Genomic DNA, 18724 nt, shown 5'->3' with positions numbered 1-18724 from the left:
CATAAACCACACTATAACTAAAAAAGCGGTGAGATCTTCGTTGTCTCACCGCTTTTTGCATTATTACGCTTTATATTCCTTCTCCCATTCTAGCACAGGATCATATAATAGATTAAAAGCCATATCTCTTACTTCTTTTTTATTCTCTAAGGTCAGCCCTTTCGTTTCTATACAAGGGAATATCTTGACTGGTACCACTCCTGGGTGCCCTATCCCCCATACAAAAGGGAAATAATGTCTCAACCTACCAAACGCTAAAGGAGCTATCGGTATCTGATGATCTATAGCAAGCCGAAAAGCCCCATCCTTAAAGCTGTCTAGTATGATCGTTCTATCATCTGTCACGCCTCCTTCTGGAAAAATGCAGATGCTCAGCCCTCTACTTAAACGCTCTTGTGCACTGTCGAACACTTGCTTCTTACTTCTTGCATCCTTTCTATCTACTAAAATACAGGCACGCTTATAAAAGAACCCAAACACTGGAATACTCGATAATTCTTTCTTACCTACAAAGACAAAAGGATTGTCCTTTACAAGGATAAGCATCATCATAATGTCTAACATCGAAGTATGATTAGCAATAAACATATAGCTCTTCCCTTTCTCTAACGGAGTCTCCTCTTCTATCTTATACCTCATCCCTATTCCATAAAATACGAGAATAGCCCAGATACGAGCTACTTTAAAAAACTGAGGATATGTCTTCTCTGATCCAATCGTTATCAATAAAAAAGGAGATAATAGTAAAATAACAATTACCATCCAGATATAAAACCACAGTCGCCAAAGTGAACTGAAAAACGCACCTATACTTTTTATCATTTGTATTACAAATTCTATCTTTTACTAACTTCAAAAATAAACAATTCTATCGCCATATAACCACATTAGCTAGTAAAAACAAGGCAAATAAACTTCAATTCCCTTATCTTTGCTTTTTAAATAATTAATATCACGCAATGGCTAAAATTCTAACAGGAGTTCAAAGTACAGGAACTCCACACTTAGGGAATCTTTTAGGAGCTATTCTACCAGCAGTAGAAATGGCAAACAAAAAAGAGAATGAGTCTTTTATTTTTATTGCGAACTTGCACTCTGCAACGCAAATTAAAGACGCTAAAACTTTACAAGAAAATACCTATAGTGTTGCGGCTACTTGGCTTGCTTGTGGTGTAGACGTTAATCATGTAACTTTTTACCGCCAGTCAGATGTACCGCAAACAACTGAACTTACTTGGTACTTAAGTTGCTTCTTTCCATACCAACGTCTAACATTAGCTCATTCGTTTAAAGATAAAGCAGATGTTTTATCTGATGTTAATGCAGGGTTATTTACTTACCCAATGCTGATGGCTGCAGATATCTTACTATACGATGCAGAATTCGTACCTGTAGGAAAAGACCAAATGCAACACTTAGAGATCACACGTGATGTAGCATCTCGCTTTAATCACCAAATGGGAGAAACTTTTGTATTACCAGAGGTGAAAATCCAAGAGGAAGTAATGGTAGTGCCTGGTACAGATGGAAACAAAATGTCTAAGTCTAGACACAATACCATCAATATCTTCCAAACAGATAAGGTATTGAGAAAAGAAGTAATGGGCATCGAGACAGATAGTACTCCTCTAGAAGATCCTAAGAACCCTGATACTTGTAATGTATTCACGATCTATAAACTATTAGCTACTCCAGAACAAGTAGAAGCGATGAGAGCTAAATACTTAGGTGGTAACTATGGTTATGGACATGCAAAACAAGAGCTTTTCGAACTTATCGTTGAGAAGTTTAAAGATATTCGTGAGAAATACGAGTACTATATCAATAACTTAGAAGAAGTAGATCGTCTACTAGGTATTGGTGCAGAAAAAGCGTCTGTAATTGCTACAGGAACTTTAAATAAAGTAAGAGAGAAACTAGGTTACGGAAGTGCTAAATAGTCTTCTATAACCTTTCTTTAGATATCTTATAAGCCTTACCTCAGTGTAAGGCTTATTTGTTTATCATCACTATAGTAGTTCAAAATACTTCCCTGGCAATGGTCTTACTACTCCTAGCATTTCTAAATTAAGCAGGATACTACTTACCTTATAAATCGGAAGTGAACAACTGAGTGCTATAATATCAAGTAACTCACGTTCGTGCTTACTCAAAAAATCAACTATCGATTGTTCTTCAGGATTGAGATCAAGAAATAGTTGGGGTTGAATAACTTTAGGAGCTTTAGCTTGAGCATCCCAGTTTAAGGTTTCTACAATCTCCTTAGCAGAAGTTAATAATTGTGCTTTATTTTTTTGAATTAGATGATTACACCCTGCACTCATAATATCACCAACTCTCCCAGGAACTGCAAATACGTCTCTGTTATAATCATTAGCAAAAGTCACCGTAGACATAGAGCCTCCCTTAATAGCACTTTCTACAACGATAGTCGCTTGAGACATCCCAGCTACAATGCGATTGCGCTGAATAAAGTTCTCTCTATCTACCTTACTACTTACCCAAAACTCAGATAGACAAGCTCCACCCTGTTCTTCAATACGCCTAGCTACAGCTGTATGAACATCTGGATAAACTCTATTCAACCCATGTCCAAGAACAGCATAAGTATCTAAACCATTGTCTAAAGCAGCAACATGTGCAGTAATATCTACTCCGTAGGCTAGACCACTCACAATAATAGGATTATACGGCTTCAGATCACTTATTAATTCCACACAGATATCCACACCTCTTTTGCTTGGATTACGAGTACCTATGAAGCTAATGACCTTTCTATTGTCTAAACTGATACTGGGTCTTGTACTAAACAACAGTAAGGGACTATCCTCACACTCTTTCAACAAGGAAGGGTAACAACTATCTGTATAATCAAAACAAGACAGGTGATACTTCTCGATATTTCTTAACTCTTGTTCTGCTCTTTTTAAGACGTTGCTATCTTGAAGATTGCGCCATAGCATATTACCAATGCGATGTACAGCAATTACATCCTTCTCTTTTGCTAAAAAGACTTCTTTAGGAGAACCAAAGTAATCTAATAATCGCTTAGCTGTTATCGGCCCTACGCCCACAGTAGATTGTAATGCCAACATATAAAATAACCTTTCTTCTTCCATAGATAAATTGGTAATCAATTATAGTATTTGTATCTTCACATCACAGCCTCAAAAACCTATCCAACATCATGTCAACCCGCGATATTCTTTCATTTGTTTTAGTAATATAACTTACTAGATATAAAAAAGTTATCGATGGTTAAAAATAATAGTGAATATTTTTTTGATTAGTTATTGTTTAATGTAATTTTGTCTTTATGAAGATCGAAAAATACATATCAGCTTTGCTTTATCGATACCAGTGTGTAATCATTCCTGGTTTTGGAGCTCTATTGACAGAAATCAAGTCATCATACTACAGTGAGGAGAAACAATGTTTCTTCCCTCCACAGAAGAGTCTTTCTTTTAATGCGAATATTAAGCATAACGATGGGTTATTAGCTAATCATATCGCTGTAGAAGAGAATATCTCTTATGATGAAGCTGTTCTTTTAATCAATCAGAGTATTAAAGGATGGGAAGTAGAGTTGCGCAATATCGGTAGTTTAGAACTACTGAATGTGGGTATGTTCCAAACTAATTCTGAAGGCAATCTAGTATTCGAACCTGCTTCTAATAGTAATTACTTAATGACCTCTTTTGGTCTATCTACAGTAATGGCAAAGACGATAGAGCGATCTCCTATCATCCCACTTGCTGAAACTGTAACTGTGCCTACTGTTAAACCGAATAAGAAGTACACATTCTTTAAATATGCGGCTGTAGTGGCTTTATTTATAAGTACAGCTGGAGTCTTTGTAAACAAAGGATATGAAGCGTATTTAAATGATGAAGCGTACACTGTAAGTAAAAATGTTCAGAGTAGAGTGGAGAATAAAATTCAACAAGCTACTTTCATCATAGAGCCTACTGCTACTACTATCTCTATTCCTGTAAAAGAAGAAGAGGTAGTCTTAGAAGAGACTGTAAGTACCCCTTATCACGTTATCGCATGTGCTTTTAGATCAGAACAAACTTCGCTGTCTGAGGCTAAGAAACTTCAGAAAAAAGGGTATGAAGGTGCAAAAGCACTATCTCGTACGAAGTATGGAGTGTATCCTGTCTCTTATGGTAGCTATACGACCCAACAAGAGGCTCAACGAGAAATGAGAAAAATACATAATACTATCAATATTGATGCTTGGATTTTAGTACAATAAATAGTTAAAACATATATCCCGAATCTGAAAAGGTTCGGGATTTTTATTTAATGTGCCTATATTTGTCGAAAATAATAACAATGGAAGCAAAATTAGTATCTGAATCAGCTACTTTAATGACAGACTTAGTTCTACCAGGAGAGACTAATCCACTTAATAATATGTTCGGTGGAGAATTATTAGCTCGTATGGATAGAGCTGCTGGTATCGCTGCTAGAAGACACTCTCGCAGAGTATGCGTTACTGCATCGGTGAACCACGTCGCTTTTAACAGACCTATTCCTCTAGGAAGTGTAGTAACTGTGGAGGCTAAAATATCACGCTCATTTAACTCGTCTATGGAAGTGTACTTAGATGTATGGATCGAAGACAGAGAATCAGGAATAAAGAAAAAAGCAAATGAAGCTATCTATACATTCGTAGCTGTAGATGATACAGGTCATCCTGTAGCTATCCCTGAGCTAATCCCTGAAACAGATTTAGAGAAAGAAAGATACATCGGAGCCTTAAGACGTAAGCAGTTAAGTCTAGTTATCGCAGGAAAGATGAAACCGAGTGACGCTACAGAACTTATAGCTCTATTTAACGAATAATATTATGAAGAAATTATTATCCCTATTTGTAGTTGCATTCTTTGCATTACAGACAGCTAATGTATTTGCTTGGGGTACTACTGGTCACAGAGTAGTAGCTGAATTAGCAGAAAGAAACTTAAGCAAAAAAGCTAAAAAACAATTAAAAGAAATCATTGGCAACCAACAATTAGCGTATTGGGCTAACTGGCCAGACTTCTTAAAGTCGGATCCTTCTTGGAAGTTCGCAGATAGCTGGCACTATATCAATATGCCAGGTGATCTAGATAGACAAGCATTCGATAAAGAACTAGCTAACTCTACAGATGAGAACTTATACAAAAGAGCTCTTATCCTTATCGAAGAGTTAAAAGACAAGAATCTTCCGTTAGCTAAAAAACAAGAGAATCTGTACTTTTTAATCCATATCATCGGTGATGCTCATCAACCACTACACATCGGTAGACCAGAGGATCTAGGAGGAAATAGAGTAAAAATAGAATGGTTTAGAAAAGCAACTAACTTACACAGTCTATGGGACTCTGCTCTAGTTGACTTCGATAAATACAGCTATACAGAATATGCTACTGTACTAGATGTACACGGTGCTAACTACAATCAAAAAATCACTTCTGGTACATTAGAAGATTGGATTTATGATTCGTATACGATGGCTAATAAACTATACGCTAGTGTAGAGCCTGAAGAATCTCTAAGCTACAGATACCACTTTGATCACAAAGACAACGTAGAAAGTCAATTACTAAAAGGGGGATTAAGATTAGCTAAAATCTTAAATGACATCTTTAAATAAGACAATTCTAAAGCATATAAAAAAGGCGAAGTAATGATACTTCGCCTTTTCTTATTTATTGCTAAAATTAGCTTATTTACTCTTTTAATTATCGACTATAACTAGATCTAGACGATGATGAACTACTGCTTCCTCCTCTACTGTAGCCTGATGAGCTACTTCCAGAAGATGAACGGCTATAGCTACTACTAGGGTAAGAGCTACTAGACGAGCGACTGTAGCTACTGTTACTAGAACTACTCGGATAAGAAGAGCTGCCTCTACTATAACTAGATCTTGAAGATGAGTTACTTGGATAAGAAGAGCTACTAGAAGAACGGTTATAACTACTATTACTAGAGCTACTAGGATAAGATGAGCTTCCTCTACTATAGCTAGATCTAGAATAAGAGGAATTATTAGACGATGAGTTCGTATTATTAGAAGAGTTACCTCTACTGTAGCTAGAACGAGAATTGCTACTTCCTGTATTCGATATCGCCTCTCCTCTATTATAAGAACCAGAACTAGTATTATCTGTAGAACTACTACCTCTGCTGTAGCTAGAACGAGAGTTGCTGCTTCCACTATTCGCTATCGCCTCTCCTCTGCTATATGAACCAGAACCATTAGTATCTGTAGAACTACCTCCTCTGCTGTAACTAGAACGAGAGTTACCACTTCCATTACTAGATGTGCTACTATTATCCGTATAAGCAGATCTTCTATAATTTGGATTTTGGTTACTGTCCACTAAGTATTCACTACGTGAGTTAGAACTACCTCTTGTATCTGTTAGATCTTTTCTATTGTAGAAACTATCTTCTCCATATCTAGTTCTAAACGACTGGTTTGGATTCTGGCTTTCATAAGAGTTCTGAGCTACATCATAATACATTCTTTGTGCACGTGTACTATATCTATTACTAGAATAATAATAATTATTATAATGATTAATCTGGATGTGTACATGACTCATATATCTGTCTGTACTATAAGGAGAGTAATAATAGTAATAGTCAGGATAATATCCCCAACCCCACGATGAGTGATAAGCTCTATAATTATTCGTCCAGAATAAAGTAAACATAGGAGGTCTACTTAAATAAACAGGCTCATAAATATAGTTAGGTCCATACAGATAAGAGTTCCCTACTACTTGCATTAATACTACATTTTCTCTAGTATCTTTTTCTACTTCAATAGTTGCAACATCTTGGAAAAGATCCTTGCCTAATACTGCCTGAATGACAATAAGGTGTGTTCTTCCTTCCACTAATTCCACAACTCGTAGATAATCTACATAACCATCTCTATTCAAATCGAGGTTATTGATTCTCAAGTTAGGGTCATTCAATCTAAATTCAAAGTCAGCTAAATCCTTAGACTCTCCAAATATAGAAGCTACAGCCTGAAGGTCTAGATTATCACTAATGTCATAGTTATTAGCTGTTACGACAGCTCTCTGACCAAAACTTAAAGCCCCAGTAAGAGAAAAAATAACTAAAAATATATATTGTATTGTTTTCATTTCAAAAAGTATAAAATGTTATCACTTCTTCTATAATGGCAAAAAATGTACCATAACAATCTATAGCAAGATACTGAAAAACAAAGAGTAAAAGTTATTTGATTTCATAAAAAAAGCAAATGTTTTCATAATATTCCACGTTTTAAGGGTAGTGATAACAAATTAAAAGACAGTATTTTAAAGTATCTTCTTATTTAGTCTTACAATTTTAGTAATTTTGCACTATAATATAGTTTATATGATTGATAGAGAAGAAATAAATTTTGAACGTTCTGTAATCGTTGGAATCATTACACAAGATCAAGATGAATCAAAGCTAAATGAGTATTTAGACGAATTAGAGTTTTTGACATTTACTGCAGGAGGACAAGTATATAAGCGTTTTACACAGAAAATGGACAAGCCGAACCCTAAGACCTTTGTTGGTACTGGGAAGATGCAAGAAATTCATAATTATATTGTAGAGAACGATATTCATACCGTGATATTCGATGATGAACTATCGCCTGCTCAACAAAAGAATATTTCTAGGGAGCTAGACTGTAAAGTACTAGATCGTACTAACCTAATCCTAGACATCTTTGCGCAAAGAGCACAAACTTCGTATGCAAGAACTCAAGTAGAGCTAGCACAATTCCAGTATTTATTACCTAGACTATCTGGTATGTGGACGCACTTAGAAAGACAACGTGGAGGTATCGGAATGAGAGGTCCTGGAGAGACAGAGATAGAAACAGATAGACGTATCGTACGTGACCGTATTACCCTTTTAAGAGATAAATTAAAGGTAATCGATAAGCAAATGGCTTCTCAAAGAGGAAACCGTGGAGCAATGGTACGAGTAGCCTTAGTAGGATATACTAACGTGGGTAAGTCTACACTAATGAATGCTGTAGGTAAAAGTGAAGTATTCGTAGAGAATAAGTTGTTTGCAACGCTAGATACTACTGTACGTAAAATCGTAATTGGTAACTTGCCATTCTTATTGTCAGATACTGTAGGGTTTATTCGTAAACTACCTACTCAGTTAGTCGAGTCATTTAAAAGTACCTTAGATGAAGTAAGAGAAGCAGATCTATTATTACACGTGGTAGATATTTCTCATCATGACTTCGTAGATCACATCGAATCTGTAAATGAGATCCTTAAAGATATCAAGAGTAATGACAAGCCTACTATTATGATATTTAACAAAATAGATGCTTATCAACCTGAGAGAATCGAAGAAGACGATCTAATGACAGAACGCACTTCTAAACACTATTCAATAGAAGAATGGAAGAAGACTTGGATGAATAAAGTAGGTGAAAACAATGCTATTTTTATCTCAGCAACAAACAAAGAAAACTTTGAAGAGTTTAGAAAGAAAGTTTACGAAGCAGTACGTGAAATCCACATTACACGTTTCCCTTACAACAACTTTTTATTCCCAGATTATGACCATTTAATTGAATCTTCAGAAGAAGAATAAAATATTTGTTTATAAATTAATTAGTAAAAGAAGATTAGATAATAATATTTTTTCTATTTTTACAGTATTGCTAAAAAGCTGATTATATGTATTTATCAATGAACAATAATTTCTCTAATAATAATTTGAATCGTTTCTACGACTCGAAGAGGAATCCTATTGGCATTGATTTAAGTTAATTATATATTATTTCATTATCCGTTTAAAGGCTCCTCTCTGAGGAGCCTTTTTTATTTTAAAACAAATTCAAAAACAAAAAATCATGAGCAAAAAAGAAATTTTACAAACAGAAAAATCCATTGCATTGGTCAAAGAACAATTCTCTAAAGGACTATGTGATGCACTTAACCTATATCCTATATCATCACCTATGATCGTAAATGAAGGCACAGGTATTAATGATGATCTAAATGGTATAGAGCGTCCAGTGTCATTCCCTGTAAAATTTCTAAATAACAATCGCGGTGTAGTAGTGCATTCATTAGCAAAATGGAAAAGAATTAGACTACAAGAGCTAGAATTAGATGCTCATGAAGGCATTCTAACTGATATGAAAGCCCTTCGTCCAGATGAGGATAGCAGTCCTATACACTCTATCTATGTCGATCAATGGGACTGGGAGTTACGCATTGAAAAATCTGATAGAACTCTAAGTTATTTAAAAAACATAGTACGTTCAATCTATCAAACATTGCTAGATACAGAACACAGAATATATGAAGAACTAGGAATAGAGCCTATCCTACCTAAAAAGCTATCTTTTATCCATTCTGAGCAACTTTTACAACTATACCCTACTCTTACTCCAAAAGAAAGAGAACATGCAATAGCGAAAGAATATGGAGCTGTTTTTATTATAGGAATTGGAGGAAAACTATCTAATGGAATTCCGCATGATAGTCGATCAGCTGATTATGACGATTGGACTACTCCTACAGAAGATGGTTATAAAGGATTAAATGGAGATTTATTAGTGTGGAACCCAGTTCATGGCAAATCATTAGAACTATCTTCTATGGGGATTAGAGTAGACAAAGATGCTTTAGAACATCAATTAGAAGTAGCAGGAGCTTTAGATAAAAAATCATTGTTATACCACAGTTTATTACTTGAGAACAAGTTACCTCTTTGTATAGGAGGAGGTCTTGGTCAGTCGAGAATTTGTATGTTTTTATTACGCAAAAAGCATATTGGAGAAGTACAAGCGAGTATCTGGCCAGAACAAGTAAGAAAAGAAGCTGAACTAAAAGGGATTAACCTATTATAAAAAAGAAAAGGTTGGCATCTGCCAACCTTTTCTTTATATATATTCTCTTAGAAGTTGTAGTTTACTCCTACTCCAACCATTTCTCTAACTTGGAAGCCTTTATAAGCTAAGTCATCATAGATTGTTTGGAATGTAAAGTTTGTAGAAAGATATTTATTAATCTTCATCACTACATTCAACTGATAATCAATTACCACATTCTCTGGTTTTTTCAGATAGTTAGAATATAAGTTTAAGATATTCTCAACAGATACATTCTCCATAATGTCGAATTTGTAGTATCCATTAACAGACATCCCCAGTTGGTATTTCATTGATTTACCTTTTTCAACACCAAAAGCATCACCAAACTCTGTAAAGTGGTCATGAACAAAAATGAAACGCGAAGTAGCTGGTGCTATATTCACTTTCAAATTATCACTCTTTTTCCACAACATACCAGGTCCTACTTGTAAGTAAGCTGGAGACATAAAGTGTGAGTTGTATACTCCATCTTTATCTATCCCTCGATCCATCTGAGTCTTGAAATTCAAGAATGCAGAATAGAACCAATTACCTTGAGCTTTTTTACCTAGTAAAGAGTTAAACTCTAATCTATCATCCGTTTTTTTCTGATCTTGCCCTTTTAACTTAGTAAGACCATAACTAGCAATTATTTTATTATCCCAGTTCCAATCACCTTGTTTGTAATTGAAATCGTAATTCACTTTAAAACTTCCAGATACGTTATTATCTCCACCTGCTTGCCAATTTGAGAAGCTAGATTGGTTAAGTAAAAAAGTAAAATTACCCGTTCTTGTCCATGGGCTAACAGCTTCTGTTGCTGTATTAGCCTCAGTTTCCTGAGCCTGAGCTGAATACACTGCTAAGAAAGCGCACACTCCTAATAAAAGTCTCTTCATATTGTTAAAATTTTAATCAAAAATAATAACAATAAGTTAAAATAGCAAAGAATGAACTACTTTTTAATTGTACGTTTATACACAGGTACTGCAGAACATGCTTCTCCAAACATCACTGAACGTGCATGATTCATCATTAATTGTGTTGCTAAAACATACGCCTCCTCTGGGATTTCTTTCTTTGAACAACCTTTAATAATTACTGGTAAATCTGCATATTGAGAATAATCTAAAGAAAATAATAATTCCTGATAAATAGATTTTTCCAAATGTGCTCTATCACCTAAAAATATACGTTTCGCAACTGGTTGAAGATGACTGGTCAAAAGCATATATGCCCATCCTGGAAGAATAGCGTCTGTAGAACAGAATAATCCTACATAGGCATTCTCATAAATAGACCAATCTACTTCTTTTAATGAAGCTCTGAATTCTTTCTCTCTAAGAACAAATCCTTCGTATAACCACTGTGCTATATCTATATCCATACGAGGATTCGTAGGATACAACTCTTCTAAGTCAAAAACTTTAAGAGCGCTATTAGCAACCTTATTTACAATTTCTCCTTCCATAATTAAAGCATTCCTAACTCTAATTTAGCCTCTTCACTCATTAAATCTTTTGTCCAAGATGGCTCAAAAGTTAATTCAATCTCAACACTTTTTACATTGTCTATTGATCTTACCTTCTCCTCTACTTCCATTGGTAGAGTCTCTGCTACAGGACAGTTAGGTGAAGTTAATGTCATTAAAATCTTAACATCGTAATTTTCATTAACAAAAACATCATAAATCAATCCTAACTCATATATATCTACAGGAATCTCTGGGTCATAAATAGTTTTAAGCATCTTAACTATATTCTCCCCTAATTGTTGTACATCTACTTCTTCCATATTCTATAAATTTATTGTTTAGCTTGATAAGCTAAAGCATACATTTTAATTTGTTTGATCATTGAAACTAATCCATTCGCTCTAGTCGGAGACAAATGTTCTTTTAGACCTATCTCGTCAATAAAAGACATATCTGCATTTAGAATATCTTCTGTTCTCTGTCCTGAAAACACTCGAATCAAAATAGCAATAATTCCTTTAGTCAAAATAGCATCACTATTCGCAGTAAAAACAACCTTACCTTCTTCTAACGCTGCATGTAACCACACTTGTGATTGGCATCCTTTAATCAAGTTCTCTTCTACTTGATACTGAGGATCGATTAACGGAAGGGTTTTCCCTAATTCTATAATATATTCATAACGTTGCATCCAATCGTCGAACATTGAAAAATCGTCAATTATCTCTTCTTGAATTTCTTTAATTGTCATATCGTTATATTTTCTTTATTTACTTATTATGATAACATCATTTGTGCTTTCTTCACTGCTTCTACTAACACATCGATTTCTTCTTTTGTATTATAAAAAGCAAATGAAGCTCTAATCGTACCAGGAATACCGAAAAAGTCCATGATTGGCTGTGTACAATGATGTCCTGTACGTACTGCTACACCCAGTTTATCAACGATAACTCCAACATCATAAGGATGAATACCTTCTAGATTAAAAGAAATCACAGAAGTCTTCTCTTTAGCAGTTCCATATATTTTAAGCCCTTCTATTTCAGATAAACGTTTCGTTCCATACTCTAAAAGTTCATGTTCATAAGCAGCTATATTATCAAACCCAATTCCGTTTAAATAATCTAAAGCAACTCCTAACACAATTCCTCCAGCAATGTTTGGTGTACCTGCTTCAAATTTGTGAGGTAGACATGCATATGTAGTCTTTTCAAAAGTAACAGTCTTGATCATCTCTCCTCCTCCTTGATAAGGAGGTAATTTATTTAACCACTCTTCTTTTCCATAAAGAACCCCTGTTCCTGTAGGTCCACACACCTTATGGCCTGAGAACACATAGAAATCACAATCTAGGTCTTGTACATCAGGTTTAATATGCGGTGTTGCTTGAGCACCATCTATTAACACAGCGGCTCCAACTTGATGAGCTTTAGCTATAATTTTCTTAATTGGGTTGATAGTACCAAGCGCATTAGAAATATGGGTTACAGCTACTACTTTTGTATTAGAGTTTAATAGCTTGTCGAATTCTTCCATAATTAAATCACCATCCTGATTCATTGGAATAACTTTCAATGTAGCTCCTGAACGTTCACAAGCGAACTGCCATGGTACAATATTAGAATGGTGCTCCATAGCTGAAATAAGCACCTCATCTCCTTCCTTTAGTAGACTACCAAAACCACTTGCCACCAAGTTTATTCCAAACGTAGTCCCTGCAGTAAACAGTACTTCATAATCATACTTAGCATTCACATGAGCTTGTACTTTTTTACGAGCTTCTTCATACGCATCCGTAGCCAATTGACTAAGTGTATGCACACCTCTATGAATATTTGCATTGATAGTTTCGTAATATTTAACAATTGCATCCTCTACCACTTTTGGCTTTTGTGCAGTAGCTGCATTGTCAAAATAAACTAAAGGCTTGCCATTTACTGATTGAGTAAGAATTGGAAAATTCTTACGTACCTCCTTTATATCTAACATATTACTTTTCATTTAATTAAAAATACTCGTCATACTTCTTTAGTATGCAAATGTAAAAGCAAAGATAAGGATAACTATACTTTAGCCTACTAAATATTAATTTAAAATTAATCTAAATATGTTTTGTAACGCGTAAAAAAGATTCTATTTTTGCCATAATTTAGAACTATTTCAAATAAACAACTCAAATGAAAAAACTAACAGCTTTATTCCTAATCGTTACAGCAATGATGAGCTGTAATTCTAAAAAAGAACAAGAGTCTACACCAGTTGAAACGACTCAAGTAAAAGAAAGAATTATTTCTCTAAATGGAGCAATTACAGAAACACTTGTTGCTCTTGGAGAAAAAGAAAATATAATAGCAGTAGATGTAACTAGTACTTATCCTGAGGACATTAAAACAACAGCTCAAGATCTAGGACATACTTCTAAAATATCTATCGAAAGCATTATGGCGTTAAAACCAACGATTATATATGCTACAGAAAAAGACCTTAATGATGACTTTAAAAGTCAATTAGAAAAGACAAAAATACGCTTAGAAGTTATTAAACAAGAGTTCTCTTTAGAAGGAACAAAAACATTAATAAAAACAGTAGCTAAATCATTAAACAATGAAAACTACCAACCACTTCTAGACAAAATAGATCAAGATTTACAAGATCTTCCTTCATTTGAAAACAAACCTAAGGTATTGTTCATCTATGCTCGTGGAGCTGCAACACTTCTTGTAGCAGGAGACAAAACACCAGTAAACAATATAGTAGGTCTAGCAGGAGGACAAAATGCTGTAACAGAATTTGAAGATTTCAAACCTCTTACACCAGAATCATTATTAAACAGCGATCCTGACTATATCCTAATGTTCACAACAGGATTACAAAGTATGGGAGGTGTCGATGGAGTATTAAAAATCGACGGTATCAACAAAACGAATGCTGGTAAAAACAAAAAAGTAATTGCAATGGATGGCTTATTATTAAGTGGATTCGGTCCAAGAGTAGGTCAAGCAGCGAAAGAATTAAATCAATTACTATCTGAATAAATTATAATGAAAACCAAACTCTCTTTTTACGCAATAATATTATCTGTTATCTTAATTGTAATAGCCATTGCGTCTATATTCATAGGAGTTTATCAATTTGAGTCTGGATCATTTCAGACTTTATACCAAATATTGTTCACTAAGCAAGAGGTAAATCCAAGCGACTATTATGTATTTTTTGATGTCCGACTTCCCAGAGTTCTAATGGCAATCTTAACTGGCGCTGGACTATCTCTTGCCGGAACAACACTTCAAGGGATGTTTAAGAATCCCCTTGCCTCACCTGACCTTATAGGTATTACAGCTGGCTCTGTATTATTTGCAGCAGTTACTATTGTTTTAGGATCTCACATTAAATCCTTGATCCCAGAAGCTGTACACTACTCACTACTGAGTATCATGAGCTTTATAGGAGCCATCATCACGATGACTTTTGTGTATAAAATGTCCACCACAGCGGGTAAGACGAATATCAGTGTCTTACTATTATCAGGAGTAGCTATTACTTCCCTAACAGGTGCTGCGACAGGCTTGCTTACTTATCTATCAAGCGACGAAGAGTTAAGAAACCTGACATTCTGGACCTTAGGTAGCTTAGCAGGAGCGACTTGGACTAAAGTTAGTATCCTTGCAGTAGTAATACTAGTATCTATAACCTTGTTAATCAACAAGGGAAAAGCTTTAAATGCTATGATGCTAGGAGAACGAGATGCTACCCACTTAGGAATACCAGTAGAGAAAACAAAGAAAAAAATAGTACTATTATCTGCCCTTATGGTAGGTACCATAGTAGCATTCACTGGAACTATAGGATTCGTAGGATTAATAGTTCCATATATACTTAGACTTGTTTTTAAATCGAACTATTACTTTATCCTACCCCTGTCTACACTATGTGGTAGTATATTATTATTAGTTGCAGATACAATAAGCAGAACACTAGTGCCGCCTTCAGAGATTCCGATAGGTATTCTTACTTCGATTATGGGAGCACCAGTATTTATTGCTATATTAATCAAGTTTAAAAAATCACTCTAATTATGATTGAAGCTTTTAAAATAAACTATTTAGCAAAAGGAAATTATATCATCAACGATATAGATTTCGAATGTAAAGAAGGTGAGTTTATTGCGATATTAGGTCCTAATGGAGCTGGTAAGTCTACATTCTTAAGTATACTTGCTGACGAATTACACGAAAAAGGAAACAAGGTTTTATTGAAATCATGTGAATACCCTAAATGGTGTACGAAAGAACTACCAAAGCACAAAGCTAAGTTTTCACAACATCACAATGGAGATATCCCCTTAAACGTAGAAGACGTAGTGATGATGGGTAGATATCCTTACTTTGACCACATCCCTACAGAAGAAGACAAGACTGCAGTACAGCAGAGTATGGACTGTATCGACATCTGTCCACTACAGCACAGAGAGTATAATCATCTGTCTGGTGGAGAGAAACAACGTGTCCACTTAGCTAGAGTATTATCACAGTTAAACAATAATGTTGAGAATAAGCTGTTATTCTTAGACGAACCATTGAACAATCTAGATGTACTACATCAGCATCGTATCATGGATATCATTAAAGAATTTACGTCTAAAGGAAATACAGCTATCGTAGTAATACATGATCTAAATTTAGCAGCACAGTATGCTGATAAAATACTCTTGCTACAAAAAGGGAAAAAAGTAATCTATGACACACCTGCAGAAGTATTAACTCAAGAGATCATCTCTGAGGTATATAACTTCCCATGTGTAGTAACTAAAAACCCTGTTAGCAATAATCCTTTAATAATATTTGGTATCTAAAAACAACAATTATGAGTACAAGAACACAAACATTAAAAGAACGTTGGGACGCTCTAAAGGTGACCAATCCACATATTAGAATACGCAATGCAGCCAAAGAACTTAACGCTAGTGAAATGGAACTGCTTGCTACACAAATAGGAGAATCTGTTACACGATTAAAACCTGAATTTGAAGCCATACTATCTGAAGTAGAAACTTTAGGAAAAGTAATGGCACTTACACGTAATGACGAATGTGTACACGAGAGAAAAGGTGTGTATGCTAACCCTGATTTTAGTAGCCCTCACGCTGGTCTATTCGTTAACCCTGATATTGATCTAAGAATATTCTTAAGCCACTGGAAGAAAGTATTCGCAGTAGTAGAGAAAGCAGGAGACAAAGACAGAATGAGTTTACAGTTCTTTGGTAAAGACGGTGAAGCTATTCACAAGATTTATTTAGTACCTCAGAGCAACGAAGAAGCATTCCATGCATTAGTAAAAAAATATACTTCAGAGAACCAATCAACTGAAGAAACAACAGAACCTTACTTACATAATCTAGACGAAAGACTAGATGAAGAGATAGATGTAGAAGGATTCAGAACAGAGTGGAAAGAACTAAAAGATACACATAACTTCTTTTCTTTATTAAAGAAATACAACCTAACTCGTACCCAAGCATTAAGATTAGCTCCAGAAGAGTACTACGCTAAGCAGATTACTAAAGATGCTATCGTAACCTTGTTAGAAGGTGCTTCAGAAGCTCAGACACCTATTATGGTCTTTGTAGGGAATAGAGGTAATATCCAAATCCACACAGGTGAAGTAAAAAGAACAATGTGGCATCAGAACTGGTACAATGTACTAGACCCAGACTTCAATATGCACCTAGACATGGATAAGATAGCGCAGACATGGATAGTGCGCAAACCAACAGAAGATGGTATCGTAACTTCTGTAGAAGTATTCAACGAGATTGGCGAAATCATCGTCCAGTTCTTTGGTAAGAGAAAACCAGGAATACCAGAATTAGAACAATGGAGAGAACTAGTTGCTAAACTAGCTTAATATACTAAAAAGTGGAAGGCATACCTTCCGCTTTTTTTATTTTCAGTAGGTGCCCTTCTATTCAGCAGAAATAGAAAATTACATATTTTTTAAGACTATTCTGTAAAAACTAGGAATAACAAAATGGCATTAAGACAATATCATCACAATAAACCTACTCTTAAATGATATCACCATAAAATCGACAATCACAACATTTCAACAAATAATAGTTATCAACAGATGTTTAATAACTAATTATGATTTTCAAACATTTTATATTGATTTAGTTATTAGTAAACAGTAAATTAGCTAAGATAACTTCGTCAATCTTATCTACTTACACACAAGGCTATCGCAGTGTTCACAAGTGTTCATCACTTTTAAAAAGTACACTCACTTGACGTTTTAACTAGAAGAAGGTTGTCCTAATTATATAATATAATAAAATTAAGCTATGTCGATTTTTGATAAAAGAGTAAACTACAAACCGTTTGAGTATCCTGGAATTTACCAATTCACAGATGCAATTAATAAATCATTTTGGGTACATAGTGAAGTTGACTTCACAGCAGATACACAAGATTTCCACTCACACTTAACGAAAGAAGAACAACTAGCTATCAAGCACAGTTTATTAGCTATTGCTCAGATAGAAGTTGCAGTTAAGACCTTTTGGGGAAACTTATACTTACACTTCCCTAAACCAGAATTTAATGGACTAGGAAGTACATTTGCAGAATGTGAGTTTAGACACTCAGAAGCATATTCTAGATTATTAGATGTATTAGGATATAATGACGAGTTCGAGAACTTATTAACTGTACCTGTTATTAAAGAAAGAGTTGAATACTTATCAGAAGTATTAGAGAACTCTGGTAACTATACTGACCGCAAAAAGTATGTAGTATCTCTTATCTTATTCTCTTTATTGATTGAGAACGTATCTCTGTTCAGCCAGTTCGCCATCATCTTATCTTTTACTCGTTTTAAAGGACTAATGAAGAATGTGAGCAACATCATTGCATGGACATCAGTAGACGAGCAAGTACATGCTAACGCAGGTATCTATATCGTTAATGTGATTAGAGACGAGTTCCCAGACTTCTTTGATGATGACTTAATCAATCATGTGAATGAAGTAATTCATAAATCTATCGAGATCGAAAGTAGAATCTTAGACTGGATCTTCAGCACAGGAGAAATAGAAACGGTAAACAAAGCAGATCTATTAAACTTCATGAAGTTCAGAGTAGACGAAAGTATGCAAAAGATTGGCCTTAAAAAGGTATTTAATATCACCCACGAACAATACAAACCAATGGCTTGGTTCGAAGAAGAAGTGTTCGCAAACAGTTTAGATGATTTCTTCGCTAAGAGACCTGTTGACTACACTAAGCACGATAAGAGTTTCTCTGCAGACGACCTATTCTAAACCAAAAAATTCACTATCAAAAAAATCTAAAAGA

At 34.8% G+C, this 18724-nt stretch carries 19 protein-coding genes; 11 read left to right on the top strand and 8 right to left on the bottom strand.

The features are described from left to right. Positions 1-63 precede the first annotated feature (63 nt). A complete protein-coding gene (locus BK054_RS05655) occupies positions 64-822 on the bottom strand; it encodes a lysophospholipid acyltransferase family protein (RefSeq protein WP_071307047.1) in 759 nt (252 codons plus the stop codon). A 137-nt stretch (positions 823-959) separates the two neighbouring features. Here BK054_RS05655 and trpS point away from each other — a divergent pair, with 137 nt between their 5' ends. After that, positions 960-1940, top strand: coding sequence for a tryptophan--tRNA ligase (trpS, locus tag BK054_RS05650; protein WP_006257868.1), 981 nt, complete (start codon positions 960-962; stop codon positions 1938-1940). A gap of 69 nt (positions 1941-2009) precedes the next feature. Here the strand turns inward: trpS and dprA are convergent, their stop codons facing one another. Then, on the bottom strand, positions 2010-3095 hold the full coding sequence (gene dprA / locus BK054_RS05645; protein ID WP_006262489.1) for a DNA-processing protein DprA: 1086 nt from the start codon (positions 3093-3095) through the stop codon (positions 2010-2012). 221 nt (positions 3096-3316) lie between these two features. Between dprA and BK054_RS05640 the strand changes: the two genes are divergently transcribed. The 3 genes from BK054_RS05640 to BK054_RS05630 all read left to right on the top strand — a co-directional run bounded on the left by BK054_RS05640 (position 3317) and on the right by BK054_RS05630 (position 5644). Further along, positions 3317-4258 (top strand): SPOR domain-containing protein, encoded by a 942-nt coding sequence (locus tag BK054_RS05640; RefSeq protein ID WP_071307046.1) that lies wholly within the window; start codon positions 3317-3319, stop codon positions 4256-4258. An 80-nt stretch (positions 4259-4338) separates the two neighbouring features. Next, positions 4339-4851, top strand: coding sequence for an acyl-CoA thioesterase (locus BK054_RS05635; protein ID WP_006257871.1), 513 nt, complete (start codon positions 4339-4341; stop codon positions 4849-4851). A 4-nt stretch (positions 4852-4855) separates the two neighbouring features. After that, positions 4856-5644, top strand: coding sequence for a S1/P1 nuclease (locus tag BK054_RS05630; protein ID WP_006257872.1), 789 nt, complete (start codon positions 4856-4858; stop codon positions 5642-5644). A gap of 88 nt (positions 5645-5732) precedes the next feature. Here the strand turns inward: BK054_RS05630 and BK054_RS05625 are convergent, their stop codons facing one another. Beyond that, the gene (locus BK054_RS05625; RefSeq protein WP_071307045.1) at positions 5733-7154 is read right to left on the bottom strand and encodes a hypothetical protein; all 1422 of its coding nucleotides are present in this window, start codon (positions 7152-7154) and stop codon (positions 5733-5735) included. 238 nt (positions 7155-7392) lie between these two features. Between BK054_RS05625 and hflX the strand changes: the two genes are divergently transcribed. Then, positions 7393-8625: a GTPase HflX gene (gene hflX, locus BK054_RS05620; protein WP_006257874.1), complete on the top strand. Its 1233-nt coding sequence runs from the start codon at positions 7393-7395 to the stop codon at positions 8623-8625. 262 nt (positions 8626-8887) lie between these two features. Further along, positions 8888-9892: an aspartate--ammonia ligase gene (gene asnA / locus BK054_RS05615; protein WP_071307044.1), complete on the top strand. Its 1005-nt coding sequence runs from the start codon at positions 8888-8890 to the stop codon at positions 9890-9892. Positions 9893-9939: 47 nt separating this feature from the next. Here asnA and BK054_RS05610 read toward each other — a convergent pair whose 3' ends face one another. The 5 genes from BK054_RS05610 to BK054_RS05590 are packed head-to-tail and all read right to left on the bottom strand — an operon-like array spanning position 9940 to position 13361. Next, the gene (locus BK054_RS05610) at positions 9940-10794 is read right to left on the bottom strand and encodes a DUF3078 domain-containing protein (RefSeq protein WP_006257876.1); all 855 of its coding nucleotides are present in this window, start codon (positions 10792-10794) and stop codon (positions 9940-9942) included. Positions 10795-10850: 56 nt separating this feature from the next. Then, positions 10851-11366 carry a DUF2480 family protein gene (locus tag BK054_RS05605; protein WP_006257877.1) on the bottom strand — a complete coding sequence of 172 codons (516 nt, stop codon included), beginning with the start codon at positions 11364-11366 and terminating at the stop codon, positions 10851-10853. A 2-nt stretch (positions 11367-11368) separates the two neighbouring features. Then, positions 11369-11689 (bottom strand): iron-sulfur cluster assembly protein, encoded by a 321-nt coding sequence (locus BK054_RS05600; protein ID WP_006262485.1) that lies wholly within the window; start codon positions 11687-11689, stop codon positions 11369-11371. Positions 11690-11700: 11 nt separating this feature from the next. After that, positions 11701-12120, bottom strand: a complete 420-nt coding sequence (locus BK054_RS05595; protein WP_006262484.1) for a SufE family protein — start codon at positions 12118-12120, stop codon at positions 11701-11703. Positions 12121-12146: 26 nt separating this feature from the next. Then, complete coding sequence (locus BK054_RS05590; protein WP_006262483.1) at positions 12147-13361, bottom strand: aminotransferase class V-fold PLP-dependent enzyme; 1215 nt, start codon at positions 13359-13361, stop codon at positions 12147-12149. Positions 13362-13549: 188 nt separating this feature from the next. Here BK054_RS05590 and BK054_RS05585 point away from each other — a divergent pair, with 188 nt between their 5' ends. The 5 genes from BK054_RS05585 to BK054_RS05565 all read left to right on the top strand — a co-directional run bounded on the left by BK054_RS05585 (position 13550) and on the right by BK054_RS05565 (position 18690). After that, a complete protein-coding gene (locus BK054_RS05585) occupies positions 13550-14407 on the top strand; it encodes a hemin ABC transporter substrate-binding protein (RefSeq protein WP_071307043.1) in 858 nt (285 codons plus the stop codon). A gap of 6 nt (positions 14408-14413) precedes the next feature. After that, positions 14414-15445 (top strand): FecCD family ABC transporter permease, encoded by a 1032-nt coding sequence (locus BK054_RS05580; RefSeq protein WP_006262481.1) that lies wholly within the window; start codon positions 14414-14416, stop codon positions 15443-15445. Between the two features lie 2 nt (positions 15446-15447). Next, on the top strand, positions 15448-16224 hold the full coding sequence (locus BK054_RS05575) for a heme ABC transporter ATP-binding protein (RefSeq protein WP_006257883.1): 777 nt from the start codon (positions 15448-15450) through the stop codon (positions 16222-16224). A gap of 11 nt (positions 16225-16235) precedes the next feature. After that, positions 16236-17276 (top strand): hemin-degrading factor, encoded by a 1041-nt coding sequence (locus tag BK054_RS05570; RefSeq protein WP_071307042.1) that lies wholly within the window; start codon positions 16236-16238, stop codon positions 17274-17276. 436 nt (positions 17277-17712) lie between these two features. After that, positions 17713-18690 carry a ribonucleotide-diphosphate reductase subunit beta gene (locus tag BK054_RS05565; RefSeq protein WP_071307041.1) on the top strand — a complete coding sequence of 326 codons (978 nt, stop codon included), beginning with the start codon at positions 17713-17715 and terminating at the stop codon, positions 18688-18690. Positions 18691-18724 lie beyond the last annotated feature (34 nt).

Origin of the sequence: Myroides sp. ZB35 (genome assembly GCF_001865835.1) — a bacterium.
In the GTDB taxonomy this organism is placed as follows: domain Bacteria; phylum Bacteroidota; class Bacteroidia; order Flavobacteriales; family Flavobacteriaceae; genus Flavobacterium; species Flavobacterium odoratimimum.
Note: the sequence above shows the minus strand (reverse complement) of the source record. Positions and strands in the feature narration are given on the sequence as shown.